This is a genomic window from Enterobacter sp. RHBSTW-00901, assembly GCF_014103115.1.
Taxonomy (GTDB): domain Bacteria; phylum Pseudomonadota; class Gammaproteobacteria; order Enterobacterales; family Enterobacteriaceae; genus Enterobacter; species Enterobacter cloacae_P.
Genome location: NZ_JABXPB010000001.1, coordinates 1869755 through 1885424, shown reverse-complemented (window position 1 = coordinate 1885424; position 15670 = coordinate 1869755). Strand labels below are relative to the sequence as shown.

The 15670-nt window shown below is 52.8% G+C and carries 10 protein-coding genes and 1 pseudogene; 8 read left to right on the top strand and 3 right to left on the bottom strand.

Annotated features, from left to right (window positions below):
- Nucleotides 1–9: 9 nt before the first annotated feature.
- The 5 genes from rlmD (at nt 10) to eno (ending at nt 7885) form a co-directional block, all read left to right on the top strand.
- Complete coding sequence (rlmD, locus tag HV318_RS09025) at nt 10–1401, top strand: 23S rRNA (uracil(1939)-C(5))-methyltransferase RlmD (RefSeq protein ID WP_230857819.1); 1392 nt, start codon at nt 10–12, stop codon at nt 1399–1401.
- A gap of 150 nt (nt 1402–1551) precedes the next feature.
- Entirely contained in the window at nt 1552–3783 is a 2232-nt protein-coding gene (gene relA / locus HV318_RS09020) for a GTP diphosphokinase (protein ID WP_182272481.1), read from the top strand.
- A gap of 71 nt (nt 3784–3854) precedes the next feature.
- Nucleotides 3855–4646: a nucleoside triphosphate pyrophosphohydrolase gene (gene mazG, locus HV318_RS09015; protein WP_182272480.1), complete on the top strand. Its 792-nt coding sequence runs from the start codon at nt 3855–3857 to the stop codon at nt 4644–4646.
- A gap of 223 nt (nt 4647–4869) precedes the next feature.
- Nucleotides 4870–6507, top strand: coding sequence for a glutamine hydrolyzing CTP synthase (gene pyrG / locus HV318_RS09010; protein ID WP_182272479.1), 1638 nt, complete (start codon nt 4870–4872; stop codon nt 6505–6507).
- Between the two features lie 82 nt (nt 6508–6589).
- On the top strand, nt 6590–7885 hold the full coding sequence (eno, locus tag HV318_RS09005; protein ID WP_182272478.1) for a phosphopyruvate hydratase: 1296 nt from the start codon (nt 6590–6592) through the stop codon (nt 7883–7885).
- Nucleotides 7886–7941: 56 nt separating this feature from the next.
- Here the strand turns inward: eno and HV318_RS09000 are convergent, their stop codons facing one another.
- Nucleotides 7942–9051 carry an SDR family oxidoreductase gene (locus HV318_RS09000; RefSeq protein ID WP_182272477.1) on the bottom strand — a complete coding sequence of 370 codons (1110 nt, stop codon included), beginning with the start codon at nt 9049–9051 and terminating at the stop codon, nt 7942–7944.
- A gap of 451 nt (nt 9052–9502) precedes the next feature.
- Between HV318_RS09000 and queE the strand changes: the two genes are divergently transcribed.
- Nucleotides 9503–10174: a 7-carboxy-7-deazaguanine synthase QueE gene (gene queE / locus HV318_RS08995; protein ID WP_182272476.1), complete on the top strand. Its 672-nt coding sequence runs from the start codon at nt 9503–9505 to the stop codon at nt 10172–10174.
- 26 nt (nt 10175–10200) lie between these two features.
- On the opposite strand, the pseudogene HV318_RS08990 reads toward queE, so the two are convergent.
- Both HV318_RS08990 and queD read right to left on the bottom strand, forming a co-directional pair.
- Nucleotides 10201–11399 (bottom strand): annotated as a pseudogene (locus HV318_RS08990) (IS4 family transposase).
- Nucleotides 11400–11476: 77 nt separating this feature from the next.
- Entirely contained in the window at nt 11477–11842 is a 366-nt protein-coding gene (gene queD / locus HV318_RS08985) for a 6-carboxytetrahydropterin synthase QueD (protein ID WP_182272475.1), read from the bottom strand.
- Nucleotides 11843–12144: 302 nt separating this feature from the next.
- Between queD and cysJ the strand changes: the two genes are divergently transcribed.
- Both cysJ and cysI read left to right on the top strand, forming a co-directional pair.
- Nucleotides 12145–13950 carry an NADPH-dependent assimilatory sulfite reductase flavoprotein subunit gene (cysJ, locus tag HV318_RS08980; protein ID WP_182272474.1) on the top strand — a complete coding sequence of 602 codons (1806 nt, stop codon included), beginning with the start codon at nt 12145–12147 and terminating at the stop codon, nt 13948–13950.
- Nucleotides 13950–15662, top strand: a complete 1713-nt coding sequence (cysI, locus tag HV318_RS08975; RefSeq protein WP_182272473.1) for an assimilatory sulfite reductase (NADPH) hemoprotein subunit — start codon at nt 13950–13952, stop codon at nt 15660–15662. The genes cysJ and cysI overlap by 1 nt, the downstream gene beginning before the upstream one ends.
- Nucleotides 15663–15670: the final 8 nt, after the last annotated feature.

Below are 15670 nucleotides of genomic sequence, written 5' to 3'. Positions count from 1 at the left end.
ATCTCAGCGATGGCGCAATTCTACTCTGCAAAGCGACGCGTGACGACGCGTCAGATCATAACTGTTGAAGCCACAGACCTCGATCCCTTTGGTCAGGGGGTTGCGCGTCATAATGGTAAAGCATTGTTTATAACAGGTTTGCTGCCAACAGAACGAGCAGAAATTACGCTGACGGAAGATAAGCGCCAGTACGCGCGTGGCCAGGTGAAGCGCCGACTGAGTGATAGCCCTGAACGCGTGGTGCCGCGCTGCCCGCATTTTGGCGTCTGTGGCGGCTGTCAGCAACAGCATGCCAGCGTAGGTTTACAGCAAAAAAGTAAAAGTAGCGCACTGGCGCGCCTGCTTAAGCATGAGGTTAACGAGATTATCGCCGACCAGCCCTGGGGTTACCGTCGTCGCGCCCGTCTGAGCCTCAGCTATCAGCCAAAAACCGGGCGGCTGGAGATGGGGTTTCGCAAGGCCAGCTCCAGCGATATCGTCGATATCAGGCAGTGCCCCATTTTGGTGCCCCATCTTGAGGCATTGCTCCCGGAAGTGCGCACCTGTCTGTCTGAGCTGGATGGGGTTCGTCACCTCGGACACGTTGAACTGGTTCAGGCAAACAATGGCCCGCTGATGGTGCTGCGCCATACCGCGCCACTGTCGAAAAAAGACCGTGAAAAACTGGAACGCTTTTCGCATTCCCACGAGCTGGCGCTTTTCCTCGCCCCACAAAGCGAGATACTAGAACAGGTTACAGGAGATGCGCCCTGGTATGCGTCAAACGGGCTACGCTTAACGTTCAGCCCGCGGGATTTCATCCAGGTAAATGATGGCGTGAATCAGAAGATGATTGAACAGGCGTTGTCATGGCTGGATGTACAAAAGAGTGACCGGGTGCTCGATCTGTTCTGCGGTATGGGGAATTTCACGCTGCCATTGGCTCAGAAAGCGGCAAGTGTGGTGGGGGTAGAAGGTGTTGAGGCGCTGGTTGCCAAAGGGCAAGAAAATGCCCGACAGAACGGTTTGCAAAATGTGACATTTTTTCACCAAAATCTTGAGGAAGATGTCACTCAGCAGCCGTGGGCAACACAGGGCTTCGACAAAATTCTGCTCGACCCGGCCCGGGCAGGCGCACCTGGCGTGATGCAACATATTATTAAACTCGCGCCGAAGCGTGTGGTCTATGTTTCCTGTAACCCGGCAACGCTTGCGCGGGATAGTGAGGCATTAATCAGCGCGGGTTACCAGATTCAGCGTCTGGCAATGCTGGACATGTTCCCGCACACTGGGCATCTGGAATCAATGGTGTTGTTTGAGCATATAGATACACTAAATAATTCGAGTTGCAGGACAAAACGCTCTGGCGTTTTGAACAGCGCTTGCGCTGGCCCCGAAGGGGCGAGGCCGCAGGCCGAGTAACGCGGCAAACGAATGAATCACCAGGAGCTTACATAAGTAAGTGACTGGGGTGAGTGAGTGCAGCCAACGCACATGCAGCTTGAAGTATGACGGGTATAATTAGTTTGGCTTGTCGACTTCGACAGGCCCAGGTCCCTAAAGGAGAGGACAATGGTTGCGGTAAGAAGTGCACATCTCAATAAAGCTGGGGAGTTTGACCCACAAAAATGGATCGCAAGTCTGGGGATTTCCAGCCAGCAGTCGTGTGAACGCTTAACCGAAACCTGGGCCTATTGTCTACGCACCACACAGGGGCATCCGGACGCTGATTTGCTGTTGTGGCGCGGCGTGGAGATGGTCGAAATTTTATCCATGCTGAACATGGATATCGAAACGCTGCAGGCCGCGCTTCTGTTCCCATTAGCCGATGCTGATGTGGTCACTGAAGATGTACTGCGAGAAAGCGTCGGTAAATCTGTCGTCGCGTTGATCCACGGCGTGCGCGATATGGCAGCCATCCGCCAGCTTAAGGCTGCGCACACTGATTCCGTCTCTTCAGAACAGGTCGATAACGTTCGCCGCATGCTGCTGGCAATGGTGGATGACTTCCGCTGCGTGGTTATCAAGCTTGCCGAGCGAATTGCGCACCTGCGTGAAGTGAAGGATGCACCTGAAGACGAGCGCGTACTGGCTGCCAAAGAGTGTACAAACATCTATGCGCCACTGGCGAACCGCTTAGGGATCGGGCAGCTGAAATGGGAGCTGGAAGATTACTGTTTCCGCTACCTGCACCCGGCAGAATATAAGCGCATTGCTAAACTGCTGCATGAACGCCGTATTGACCGCGAACACTATATCGATGAGTTTGTCGGCGGACTGCGTCTGGCGATGAAAGAAGAGAATGTGCGCGCCGAAGTCTATGGTCGACCAAAACACATCTACAGTATCTGGCGCAAAATGCAGAAGAAACATCTCGCCTTCGACGAGCTGTTCGACGTGCGTGCGGTGCGCATCGTGGCGGAACGTCTGCAGGACTGCTACGCCGCGCTGGGGATAGTGCATACTCACTTCCGCCACCTGCCGGATGAGTTCGATGACTATGTCGCGAACCCGAAACCTAACGGCTACCAGTCTATTCATACCGTTGTGCTCGGCCCTGGTGGCAAAACGGTTGAAATTCAGATCCGCACCAAACAGATGCACGAAGACGCCGAGCTGGGCGTGGCCGCGCACTGGAAATACAAAGAGGGTACCTCTGGCGGGGCACGCTCTGGTCATGAAGATCGTATTGCATGGCTGCGTAAGCTGATTGCGTGGCAGGAAGAGATGGCCGATTCTGGCGAGATGCTCGACGAAGTGCGTAGCCAGGTCTTCGATGACCGGGTATACGTCTTTACGCCGAAAGGTGATGTTGTCGACCTGCCTGCTGGTTCAACGCCGCTCGACTTTGCCTACCACATTCACAGTGATGTGGGGCACCGCTGCATTGGCGCGAAGATTGGCGGGCGAATTGTGCCGTTCACCTATCAGCTGCAGATGGGCGACCAGATTGAAATCATCACCCAGAAACAGCCAAACCCAAGCCGGGACTGGCTGAACCCGAACCTGGGTTATGTCACCACCAGCCGTGGGCGCTCCAAAATTCATGCCTGGTTCCGCAAGCAGGATCGTGACAAGAATATCCTTGCCGGTCGCCAGATCCTGGACGACGAGCTGGAACATATCGGGATTAGCCTCAAAGAAGCCGAAAAACATCTGCTGCCGCGCTACAACTTCAATGAGCTTGATGAGCTGTTAGCGGCCATTGGTGGCGGTGATATCCGTCTGAATCAGATGGTGAATTTCCTGCAGGCGCAGTTTAACAAGCCAAGTGCGGCAGAACAGGATGCGGCCGCGCTGAAACAGCTTCAGCAAAAAAACTATGCACCGCAGCAGCGCAGCAAAGACAACGGTCGCGTGGTTGTGGAAGGCGTGGGCAATCTGATGCACCACATTGCCCGCTGCTGCCAGCCGATTCCGGGAGACGATATCGTCGGCTTTATCACGCAGGGGCGTGGGATCTCAATTCACCGTTCTGACTGTGACCAGCTTGCTGAGCTGCAGTCGCATGCGCCGGAGCGTATCGTGGAAGCGGTCTGGGGGGAAAGCTACTCCTCCGGTTACTCGCTGGTGGTGCGCGTTACCGCTAACGACCGTAGCGGCTTGCTGCGCGATATCACGACCATTCTTGCCAACGAGAAAGTTAACGTGCTGGGCGTTGCCAGCCGCAGCGATACCCGCGAACAGCTTGCCACCATCGATATGACCATCGAAATCTATAACCTGCAGGTGCTGGGCCGCGTGCTTGGCAAACTGAACCAGGTGCCGGATGTGATTGACGCACGTCGCCTGCACGGCGGTTAATCGCCCTCTTCGACAGGCCGGGTCAGGCGCAGCCGCCACCCGGCATTTCTTTTTTTCATCAGGACAGAATTATGACTCAAATCGACCGCCTGCTCGGCATCATGCAACGCCTGCGCGACCCGGAAAACGGCTGTCCGTGGGACAAAGAGCAGACTTTTGCCACCATCGCCCCATACACCCTCGAAGAGACCTATGAAGTGCTGGACGCCATTTCACGCGAGGATTTTGACGACCTGCGCGGCGAGCTGGGTGACCTGCTTTTCCAGGTCGTATTCTATGCGCAGATGGCACAGGAAGAGGGACGTTTTGATTTTGACGACATCTGCGCGGCCATCAGTTCCAAACTGGAACGCCGCCATCCGCATATCTTTGGTGATGCTACTGCAGACAACAGCGCCGAAGTGCTGGCCCGCTGGGAGCAGATTAAAAGCGCCGAGCGTGCTGAAAAATCCCAGCACTCTGCGCTGGACGACATCCCGCTGAGCCTGCCTGCACTGATGCGTGCGCAAAAAATGCAGAAACGCTGCTCCACCGTGGGGTTTGACTGGACATCTCTTGGCCCGGTACTGGAAAAAGTGCATGAAGAGATAGACGAAGTGATGCACGAAGCGCAGCAGGCCGTCGTGGATGAAGCAAAGCTGGAAGAGGAGATGGGTGACCTGCTGTTTGCCACGGTCAATCTTTCCCGCCATCTGGGAGTAAAAGCGGAAACCGCGCTGCAAAAAGCCAGCATTAAGTTTGAACGTCGTTTTCGCGAAGTTGAGCGAATTGTGGCTTCGCGCGGCCTGGAAATGACCGGAATTGACCTCGAAGAGATGGAAGAAGTCTGGCAGGAAGTAAAACGCCAGGAATCTGATCTCTAACGGAATTTTGCGATCAAGCGCAATTTGTGTGATTTTTTAAATGACAAGCGCTTGATTTGCGTCAAAAACATTTACCCAAAACGGGCTATTTTCTCACTCCTTATGTTTGTCATCGCCTGGAAAGGAGACGGAGAATGAAAGTTTGTGGCGCTCGCCGTGTTCGGGTATACTACTTTCCCGTCCTGGTTATTCCATCGTTTCACCCTAACTTCTCAGGTTCAGCATGACAACGAACTATATTTTTGTGACCGGCGGGGTCGTATCCTCTCTGGGTAAAGGCATTGCCGCAGCCTCCCTCGCAGCCATTCTTGAAGCCCGTGGCCTCAATGTGACCATGATGAAACTGGATCCGTACATCAACGTCGATCCTGGCACCATGAGCCCAATCCAACACGGGGAAGTGTTCGTTACTGAAGACGGCGCTGAAACCGATCTGGATCTTGGCCACTACGAGCGTTTCATCCGTACCAAAATGACCCGTCGTAATAACTTCACGACTGGCCGTATCTACTCCGACGTTCTGCGTAAAGAGCGCCGTGGTGACTATCTGGGTGCTACCGTTCAGGTTATCCCGCACATCACTAACGCAATCAAAGAACGCATTATTGCGGGTGGCGAAGGCCATGACGTTGTGCTGGTTGAAATCGGCGGTACTGTAGGTGATATCGAATCCCTGCCGTTCCTGGAAGCGATTCGCCAGCTGGCGGTCGATATTGGTCGTGAACATGCGCTGTTCATGCACCTGACGCTGGTGCCTTACCTGGCGGCGGCTGGTGAAGTGAAAACCAAGCCGACTCAGCACTCTGTGAAAGAACTGCTCTCCATCGGTATTCAGCCTGACATCCTGGTTTGCCGTTCCGATCGCGCTGTTCCGGCGAACGAACGTGCGAAAATTGCATTGTTCTGTAACGTGCCTGAAAAAGCCGTTATTTCAATGAAAGATGTCGATTCCATTTATAAAATCCCGGGCCTGTTGAAATCACAGGGTCTGGACGATTATATTTGTAAACGATTCAGCCTGAACTGTCCGGAAGCTAACCTGTCTGAATGGGAACAGGTTATTTACGAAGAAGCTAATCCGGCAGGTGAAGTGACTATCGGTATGGTCGGCAAGTACATTGAGCTGCCGGATGCCTATAAGTCCGTTATCGAAGCGCTGAAACACGGCGGTCTGAAGAACCGCGTCTCCGTTAACATCAAGCTGATTGATTCGCAGGATGTTGAAACGCGTGGCGTAGAAATTCTGAAAGGTCTGGATGCGATTCTGATCCCTGGTGGCTTTGGCTACCGTGGTGTGGAAGGCAAGATCGCCACTGCACGCTATGCGCGTGAAAACAATATTCCATACCTCGGCATCTGCCTGGGTATGCAGGTTGCGCTGATCGAATTTGCGCGCAACGTAGCAGGAATGGAAAACGCGAACTCTACGGAATTTGTGCCAGACTGTAAGTACCCTGTCGTGGCGCTTATCACTGAATGGCGTGACGAAGACGGTAACGTTGAAGTCCGTACAGAGAAGAGCGATCTGGGTGGCACAATGCGTCTTGGCGCACAGGCCTGCCAGTTGTCCGACGATAGCGTGGTTCGCAAGCTGTATGGCGAGCCAACCATTACTGAGCGCCATCGTCACCGCTACGAAGTCAACAACATGTTGTTGAAACAAATTGAAGCTGCGGGTCTGCGTGTTGCGGGCCGTTCCGGGGATGATCAGTTAGTCGAGATCATTGAGGTGCCTAACCATCCGTGGTTCGTTGCCTGCCAATTCCACCCGGAATTTACTTCTACGCCGCGTGATGGACATCCGCTGTTTGCAGGCTTTGTGAAGGCCGCCAGCGATTACCAGAAGCGTCAGGCGAAGTAAAAAAAGTTAGAACGGCAACGCGTACCTTTGGTACGCGTTGTTTGTCTGGAGTTTTAGTTTAACTTGTACTGAGGAAAATCTAATGTCCAAAATCGTTAAAGTCATCGGTCGTGAAATCATCGACTCCCGTGGTAACCCGACCGTTGAAGCTGAAGTTCACCTGGAAGGTGGTTTCGTCGGTATGGCAGCTGCTCCATCAGGTGCTTCTACTGGTTCCCGCGAAGCGCTGGAACTGCGCGATGGCGACAAATCCCGTTTCATGGGCAAAGGCGTACTGAAAGCTGTTGGCGCTGTAAACGGTCCTATTGCTCAGGCAATCCTTGGCAAAGACGCCAAAGACCAGGCTGGCATCGACAAGATCATGATCGATCTGGACGGTACTGAAAACAAATCTAACTTCGGTGCGAACGCCATCCTGGCCGTTTCTCTGGCGAACGCCAAAGCGGCAGCTGCTGCGAAAGGTATGCCTCTGTTCGAGCACATCGCTGAACTGAACGGCACCCCAGGCAAATACTCCATGCCAGTACCAATGATGAACATCATCAACGGTGGTGAGCACGCAGATAACAACGTTGATATTCAGGAATTCATGATTCAGCCAGTTGGCGCGAAATCCCTGAAAGAAGCGGTACGTATGGGTTCTGAAGTGTTCCACAACCTGGCTAAAGTTCTGAAAGCTAAAGGTATGAACACTGCTGTTGGTGACGAAGGTGGCTATGCGCCAAACCTGGGTTCTAACGCCGAAGCACTGGCTGTAATCGCTGAAGCGGTTAAAGCAGCTGGCTATGAGCTGGGCAAAGACATCACCCTGGCAATGGACTGTGCAGCATCTGAATTCTACAAAGACGGTAAATACGTTCTGGCTGGCGAAGGCAACAAAGCGTTCACCTCTGAAGAGTTCACTCACTTCCTGGAAGACCTGACCAAACAGTACCCAATCGTTTCTATCGAAGACGGTCTGGACGAGTCTGACTGGGCTGGTTTCGCATACCAGACTAAAGTACTGGGCGACAAAATCCAGCTGGTTGGTGACGATCTGTTCGTAACCAACACCAAGATCCTGAAAGAAGGTATCGATAAAGGCATCGTTAACTCCATCCTGATCAAATTCAACCAGATCGGTTCTCTGACCGAGACTCTGGCTGCGATCAAAATGGCGAAAGACGCTGGCTACACTGCAGTTATCTCTCACCGTTCTGGCGAAACTGAAGATGCTACCATCGCTGACCTGGCTGTTGGTACCGCTGCAGGCCAGATCAAAACAGGTTCTATGAGCCGTTCTGACCGTGTTGCTAAATACAACCAGCTGATTCGTATCGAAGAAGCTCTGGGCGAAAAAGCACCATACAACGGTCGTAAAGAGATCAAAGGCCAGTAATAGCCTTTAATCCCTTGAAATGAAAATGCCAGTCGAATGACTGGCATTTTTTTTGGCTATTTAAAATCGACTTCCATTTGCTCCGGAATAGTCAGCCCCCGGGTGGTCTGAACGCAGCGGGCAATGTAGTCCGTAAAGCGAGGGGGTTTTGGCATCCCCATGCTCAGCAGCTTATCATTGCTGAAGCGCACGTTCAGCGTGGCAAAGGCACCGTATAAACGCATCGCTTTCAACATCAGACGCTCATTGCACGGGCCAAAAATATCCTTCAGCTCGCGACGCATTCTGACCAGCGTTTCGTAGCTCACCTGAGCGTACTTATCACCGACAGGCGCTTTCTCCAGTGCCAGCGCCATTGCGTTATCAATATCCGCAAAACGAACGCTGTTCTCTTCCCCGGCAGAAATATGCACAACTTCCCCTGGACGAGCATTGCTGTAGAGGAGCATTAACAGTGCATCGGCGCAGTAGTCCACCGGCACAACATCGATCTTGTCTTCCATCGAACACATAAATTTTTGCAGCATCAGTCCCATGCTGAAGACCCAGAAAATGCTGCTTGAAGGCGCACAGCCGTGACGGGTATGGCCGACGACGATGGATGGACGGGCAATAAGCAGTGGAAGATTTGGGCAATGCTGACGCATCATCTGCTCAATAGTGGATTTCGAGTACGTATATTCCACCAGGTGCTCGGCGCTCTCTCTGAATTCCGCGCTTTCGGCTACCAGTGAATCCTGCTCCGGCGTACAGGACATGGCTGTACCCACGTGCAGGAAACGCTCTAATGTGGCCACTTGCTCCATGCGGCGAGCCAACGCCAGCGTGCCCTCAACGTTAACTTTCCAGATCAGCGGGTTATTACCAAATGACGCAACGGCTGCGCAGTTAAGAACATGCGTCACCTGTTCCAGACGAGGATCGTCCAGGAAACTCTCAGGCTGGCTGAGATCGCCGATGAGGATATCCTCCGCTTTCAGCGAGGCCAGTTTATCCTCATGGACGTTGAATTTACGCATGTTCTCTTTCACGCGCTCCAGCCCTTTTTGTTGGTCGCTGGCACGCGCGAGCAGGAGTAACCTTACGGGTTCGTTGCTATTAAGGATTTTTTCAAGTGCTGCACCGCCCAGAAATCCGGTCACGCCTGTAATCAATAACGTCTTCATGGATACCGTCTCATTATGATAGATGAGGCGGATTGTAGGCGGGTAAAAGTAAACGGCATTTAAATAAAAAAAAGCCCTGTCGAGTGACATCTTAAGCTTATTTTAAGGTAATGAAATTGGCCGTAGTTTTTTTGACAACAACAGGGGGTGAAAAATTCATTATTTAAACTTAAAATAACTAATTAACTGTTTTAAAAGATTTTTATCTTATGGAGTTAGTTACGTCTAACTGTAAAAACTAAAATAATTTGTTACATTATGAATTCATGTGATGAATAAATAAAAGAGCCTCAGGCGGCACAGTTAAACCGGAAAATAAAAATAGCAGACAAAAATGAAATAATCGGTTTACCGCTTTTTCACATCAATTTTTCCTCAAAGCACCGATGGAGCATGATCCTCAGGCGGGGATCTGCGATACTTATCGTTTATCCCCTTAACTGAGATGACTATGCAGTACCCGATTAACGAGATGTTCCAGACCCTGCAAGGCGAGGGTTACTTTACCGGCGTTCCCGCTATCTTTATCCGCTTGCAGGGATGCCCGGTTGGCTGTGCCTGGTGTGATACCAAACATACGTGGGATAAACTCGCAGATCGGGAAGTGTCGCTGTTTAGCATTCTGGCCAAAACCAAAGAGAGCGATAAGTGGGGCGCGGGAAGTTCGGAAGATCTGCTGGCTATCATTGGTCGCCAGGGCTGGACGGCCCGCCATGTGGTGATCACCGGCGGTGAACCCTGCATCCACGACCTGACGCCGCTGACTGAGTTGCTCGAAAAGAACGGCTATAGCTGCCAGATTGAAACCAGCGGTACCCATGAAGTGCGCTGCTCACATGCCACCTGGGTGACGGTATCGCCAAAAGTAAGTATGCGCGGTGGATATGAGGTGCTGTCTCAGGCGCTGGAACGTGCCGATGAGATCAAACATCCGGTTGGTCGCGTGCGTGATATTGAAGCGCTGGATGAACTGCTGGCAACGCTCATCGATGAAAAGCAGCGGGTCATTGCCCTGCAGCCGATCAGTCAGAAAGACGATGCCACGCGTCTGTGCATTGAAACATGTATCGCCCGCAACTGGCGGTTGTCGATGCAGACGCACAAGTATTTGAACATTGCATAAAAAAGCCGGTCTGACCGTAATGCTGGTCACTTAAGATGACCAGCAGTTTTTCTCGTCGGGTATTTCTGGGATTTTTCTCTTAACTCCCGAGGGTAACTTCGCTCTCTTCTTCCGGGTAATACCAGCCATTTTGCTTTCTCATACAACGTTCTTAACTCGCCCGGCATCTTACCCGGTGAAGCCCATGGCAACGTTATCATCAGTCGGGTGATTTCACTTATTGAGCCGCTAAAGCTCAGTTGATAAGGCAGATAATCTCCTTTCAGTTCGAACGCCATCCTTACCATCTGGTATCTCACCAGGTTGTAAGTCAGCAGCACACCCCATAACTCCTGTCGCACCCGTTCTGGCAGTTTGCTGCGTAACGTCCAGCGATTGTCCAGCATCCCTTGCTTCGCTTCCCGATAACCCAGTTCAATTTCCCATCTGTGACGATATAACTCGCTGATATCATTGCCAGGATAACGATTCTGGTCTGTCAGGGATGTCAGGGATGTCAGGGATGTCAGGACCCGCCTTTCTTTACCATTAATCGTTCGGGTCAGCAGTCTGGCTGTGAACCGCTCGGGGAGTGCAGGCCACTGTTTTCGGGCCTGTGGGCTGGTTGTCAGTTCAACAAACTCATCGCCGCGCTCCAGTTTATGCACGACTTCATATTGGGTGTGTTTTTTCAGCGGTAGCAGCCAGTGCCGTTTTTCTCCGCACGTTTGCCAGTGATGAAGCAGTCCCGGTGAGTAAAATCCTTTATCGAACAAAGTGATACTCTCATCCGGTGTTCTCTCTGCCAGCTGCGCTGCCAGTCGCATTTCGCTGACGTTCTCGCTGTCAAAGACGCTGGCATTGATCAGATGACTGCTCAGCTCCATCAGGCAGACCATCCGGACCTGCGGATAGCCACCGATACCATTCCGTCCGGCAGGTCTGCTGAAGGCTTCGCTGTTTTCCGGCGCTGAATGACTGAGCTGCGGGCGGTAAAAGGCTCACCGGTCCTGTCAGTGATATCCATCAGATTCACAATCTCAGTCATGGGGCGATTGCAGAAAATGGACATGCCAACGACAAGCCAGATCATGGATTCAAGAGGAAGTTTGCGTTTGCGAAGCGTGACAGTATCCGTCAGCGTTAGCGCCTTCTGAATGAATTCAGGGGGAATGAGGTCAGAAAGGCTACGGGCGTGCTCAGGGGAGGTGACATTGATAATGCCGGGAGCTTGTGAAAGTTCCATTTAAAAAGGGTCCATGATGAACATGAACCCTTTTTACACCGCCCACCGGATCGGCATTAGGTCTGACCGGGCTTTTTTTACTCTCCGCGATATACGCAGCCTGCCGTACAGGTTTCTTTGATCATCACCGCGCTCAGCAGTGGTACCAGCGGTTTCATCTGATCCCAGACCCATTTTGCCAGCACTTCGCTGGTCGGGTTTTCAAGGCCCGGGATGTCATTCAGATAGTAGTGATCCAGACGATCGTAGGTTGGTTTGAAGGCGGCCTTCAGTTCGGCAAAGTCCATGATCCAACCCGTATGCGGATCGACTTCACCGGTGATCTCAAGACGCACCATAAACGAGTGCCCGTGCAGGCGGCCACATTTATGCCCTTCAGGGACATGCGGAAGGCGGTGGGCGGCTTCGAAGGTGAAATCTTTAAACAGTGTGGTGGACATCATCGCTCTCAGTAATGCGGAAAAAACCGCCGCATAGTACCGGAAAGCACAATTTTTATCATTAACTAAAACGGCTTTAAGGTGTGAACCCTGCCTGTCAGACACTTTTCCTGTTTTTTATCTTTTAATTTCAATCTGTTAAATAATCGGTTTTATCGTTAAGAACGATAACTAAAACAGGTTAGTCCATTTGGTTATTTATTATTTCCATCCCTTCTTTAATTGTTATTATCCCCGCCGTTAACCTTATCCCTAGTTTGGTCTTTTTGCATAAATTCCGCTTTGCTACTGGAACATAACGACGCATGACAACACAGGCCCCACCTTCAAACTTGCTTCCCCTGAACCCGGAGCAACTGGCGCGCCTTCAGGCTGCCACCACTGATTTTTCACCCACTCAGCTTGCCTGGGTGTCCGGCTATTTCTGGGGAATGCTTAACCAACAGGCAGGAGCCGTTGTTGCTGCTCCTGCGACTGCCGTTGAGACCCCGGCCATTACGCTTATCTCCGCCTCGCAGACGGGCAATGCCCGCCGTGTTGCCGAAGCGCTACGTGATGATCTGCTCGCAGCCAAACTGCACGTGAACCTGGTGAACGCCGGGGATTATAAATTCAAACAAATCGCGTCAGAAAAACTGCTGGTGGTTGTGGCTTCAACGCAGGGTGAGGGTGAGCCTGCTGAAGAAGCGGTGGCATTGCATAAGTTCCTGTTCTCGAAAAAAGCGCCAAAACTGGCGGGCACTGCCTTTGCCGTGTTCGGCCTGGGCGATACCTCCTATGAATTCTTCTGCCAGTCAGGTAAAGATTTTGACAGCAAACTGGCGGAACTGGGCGCAGAGCGCCTGCTGGACAGAGTCGACGCCGATGTGGAATACCAGACTGCGGCAGCTGAATGGCGCTCGCGTATTGTTGAGGTGCTGAAAGCCCGTGTTCCGAAAGAGACATCGGCGCAGGCAACACTCACGGCGACGGGGGCCGTCAATGATATTCACTCCACGCCATACACCAAAGAGACTCCGCTGACGGCGACGCTTTCCGTTAACCAAAAAATTACTGGCCGTGACTCTGAAAAAGATGTGCGTCATATCGAAATCGATCTTGGTGACTCGGGTCTGCGTTATCAACCCGGTGATGCGCTGGGGGTCTGGTATCAGAACGATCCTGCGCTGGTGAAAGAGCTGGTTGAATTGCTGTGGTTGAAAGGTAACGAACCTGTCACCGTGGAAGGTAAAACACTGCCGCTCAGCGAAGCGCTGCAGTGGCATTTCGAGCTGACGGTAAACACCATCAATATCGTTGAGAACTATGCCACCTTAACGCGCAGCGAATCACTGCTGCCGCTGGTTGGCGACAAGGCGAAATTGCAGCATTACGCGGCAACTACCCCGATTGTCGATATGGTGCGTTTCTCTCCTGCTCAACTGGATGCCGATGCGCTGATTAGCCTGCTGCGTCCACTGACGCCGCGCCTGTACTCCATCGCCTCTTCGCAGGCAGAAGTGGAGAGCGAAGTGCATGTCACCGTGGGCGTGGTGCGTTATGACATCGAAGGCCGTGCGCGTACGGGGGGAGCATCAGGCTTCCTGGCTGACCGTGTAGAAGAAGAGGGCGAAGTCCGGATCTTTATCGAGCACAACGATAACTTCCGTCTGCCAGCAAACCCGGAGACGCCGGTCATTATGATTGGCCCGGGCACCGGTATTGCACCGTTCCGTTCATTTATGCAGCAGCGCGCAGCAAATGAAGCGCCGGGCAAAAACTGGCTGTTCTTCGGCAACCCGCACTTTACCGACGATTTCCTCTACCAGGTTGAATGGCAGCGCTACGTCAAAGAAGGCGTACTCTCGCGCATCGATCTGGCCTGGTCTCGCGACCAAAAAGAAAAAGTCTACGTACAAGACAAACTGCGCGAACAGGGTGCAGAGCTGTGGCGCTGGATCAATGACGGTGCCCATATTTATGTCTGCGGCGACGCCAATCGCATGGCGAAAGACGTTGAGCAGACGTTACTGGACGTGATTGCCGAATTCGGCGGTATGGATGCCGAAACGGCGGATGAATTTTTAAGTGAGCTGCGCGTTGAGCGCCGTTATCAGCGAGATGTCTACTAATGAGTGAAAAACATCCTGGCCCACTGGTGGTCGAAGGCAAACTGTCTGATGCCGAGCGCATGAAGGTTGAGAGTAACTACCTGCGCGGCACCATTGCCGAAGATTTAAATGACGGTCTGACCGGCGGTTTCAAAGGCGATAACTTCCTGTTGATCCGTTTCCACGGTATGTACCAGCAGGACGACCGTGACATCCGCGCCGAGCGTGCTGAACAAAAGCTGGAGCCGCGTCATGCGATGCTGCTGCGCTGTCGTCTGCCGGGTGGGGTTATCACCACCAAACAGTGGCAGGCGATCGACAAATTTGCCCATGACAATACTATTTACGGTAGCATTCGTCTGACCAACCGTCAGACCTTCCAGTTCCACGGTATTCTGAAGAAGAACGTGAAGCCGGTACACCAGATGCTGCACTCTGTTGGCCTGGACGCGCTGGCGACCGCCAACGATATGAACCGTAACGTGCTGTGCACCTCGAACCCGTTTGAGTCCGAACTGCATGCAGAAGCGTATGAGTGGGCGAAGAAAATTTCTGAGCATCTGTTGCCACGTACCCGCGCTTATGCGGAGATCTGGCTCGATCAGGAAAAAGTCGCCACCACCGACGAAGAACCGATCCTCGGCCAGACCTACCTGCCGCGTAAGTTCAAAACCACGGTGGTGATCCCGCCGCAGAACGATATCGATCTGCACGCCAACGACATGAACTTTGTGGCGATTGCCGAAAACGGCAAGCTGGTGGGCTTTAATCTGCTGGTGGGCGGCGGTTTGTCCATTGAACACGGTAACAAGAAGACCTATGCCCGCACCGCGAGCGAGTTCGGCTTCCTGCCGCTGGAGCACACGCTGGCCGTGGCGGAAGCGGTAGTCACCACTCAGCGTGACTGGGGTAACCGTACCGATCGTAAAAACGCGAAAACCAAATACACCCTGGAGCGCGTAGGCGTCGAGACGTTCAAAGAGGAAGTAGAGCGTCGAGCGGGTATTAAGTTTGAGCCGATCCGTCCATACGAATTCACCGGTCGTGGCGATCGCATCGGCTGGGTAAAAGGTATCGACAATAAATGGCACCTGACGCTGTTTATCGAAAACGGTCGTATTCTGGATTATCCAGGTCGTCCGCTGAAAACCGGTCTGCTGGAAATTGCTAAGATCCACAAAGGTGAGTTCCGCATTACCGCCAACCAGAACCTGATCATTGCCGGTGTGCCGGATAGCCAAAAGGCGAAGATCGAGAAGCTGGCACGCGATCACGGGTTGATGAATGCGGTCAAACCGCAGCGTGAAAACTCGATGGCCTGCGTGTCATTCCCGACCTGTCCGCTGGCGATGGCGGAAGCCGAACGCTTCCTGCCGTCGTTCACCGATAAAGTGGAAGCGATTCTGGAAAAGCACGGTATTCCTGAAGAGCACATTGTGATGCGTGTGACCGGTTGTCCGAACGGTTGTGGCCGCGCGATGCTGGCCGAACTTGGGCTGGTCGGTAAAGCACCGGGCCGCTACAACGTGCATCTCGGCGGCAACCGGATGGGTACACGCATTCCGCGTATGTATCGCGAAAATATTACGGAACCGGAAATTCTCGATTCCATTGACGAGCTTGTCGGGCGCTGGGCGAAAGAGCGCGAAGCGGGTGAAGGCTTCGGTGACTTTACGGTGCGTGCGGGCATCATTCGCCCGGTGCTCGATCCCGCACGGGATTTCTGGGAGTAACCACGAGA

Bases quoted from the DNA above. Each gene is read 5' to 3' on its own strand.
- rlmD (WP_230857819.1), top strand. From the start codon at position 10: ATGGCGCAATTCTACTCTGCAAAGCGACGCGTGACGACGCGTCAGATC.
- relA (WP_182272481.1), top strand. From the start codon at position 1,552: ATGGTTGCGGTAAGAAGTGCACATCTCAATAAAGCTGGGGAGTTTGAC.
- mazG (WP_182272480.1), top strand. From the start codon at position 3,855: ATGACTCAAATCGACCGCCTGCTCGGCATCATGCAACGCCTGCGCGAC.
- pyrG (WP_182272479.1), top strand. From the start codon at position 4,870: ATGACAACGAACTATATTTTTGTGACCGGCGGGGTCGTATCCTCTCTG.
- eno (WP_182272478.1), top strand. From the start codon at position 6,590: ATGTCCAAAATCGTTAAAGTCATCGGTCGTGAAATCATCGACTCCCGT.
- HV318_RS09000 (WP_182272477.1), bottom strand. From the start codon at position 9,051: ATGAAGACGTTATTGATTACAGGCGTGACCGGATTTCTGGGCGGTGCA.
- queE (WP_182272476.1), top strand. From the start codon at position 9,503: ATGCAGTACCCGATTAACGAGATGTTCCAGACCCTGCAAGGCGAGGGT.
- queD (WP_182272475.1), bottom strand. From the start codon at position 11,842: ATGATGTCCACCACACTGTTTAAAGATTTCACCTTCGAAGCCGCCCAC.
- cysJ (WP_182272474.1), top strand. From the start codon at position 12,145: ATGACAACACAGGCCCCACCTTCAAACTTGCTTCCCCTGAACCCGGAG.
- cysI (WP_182272473.1), top strand. From the start codon at position 13,950: ATGAGTGAAAAACATCCTGGCCCACTGGTGGTCGAAGGCAAACTGTCT.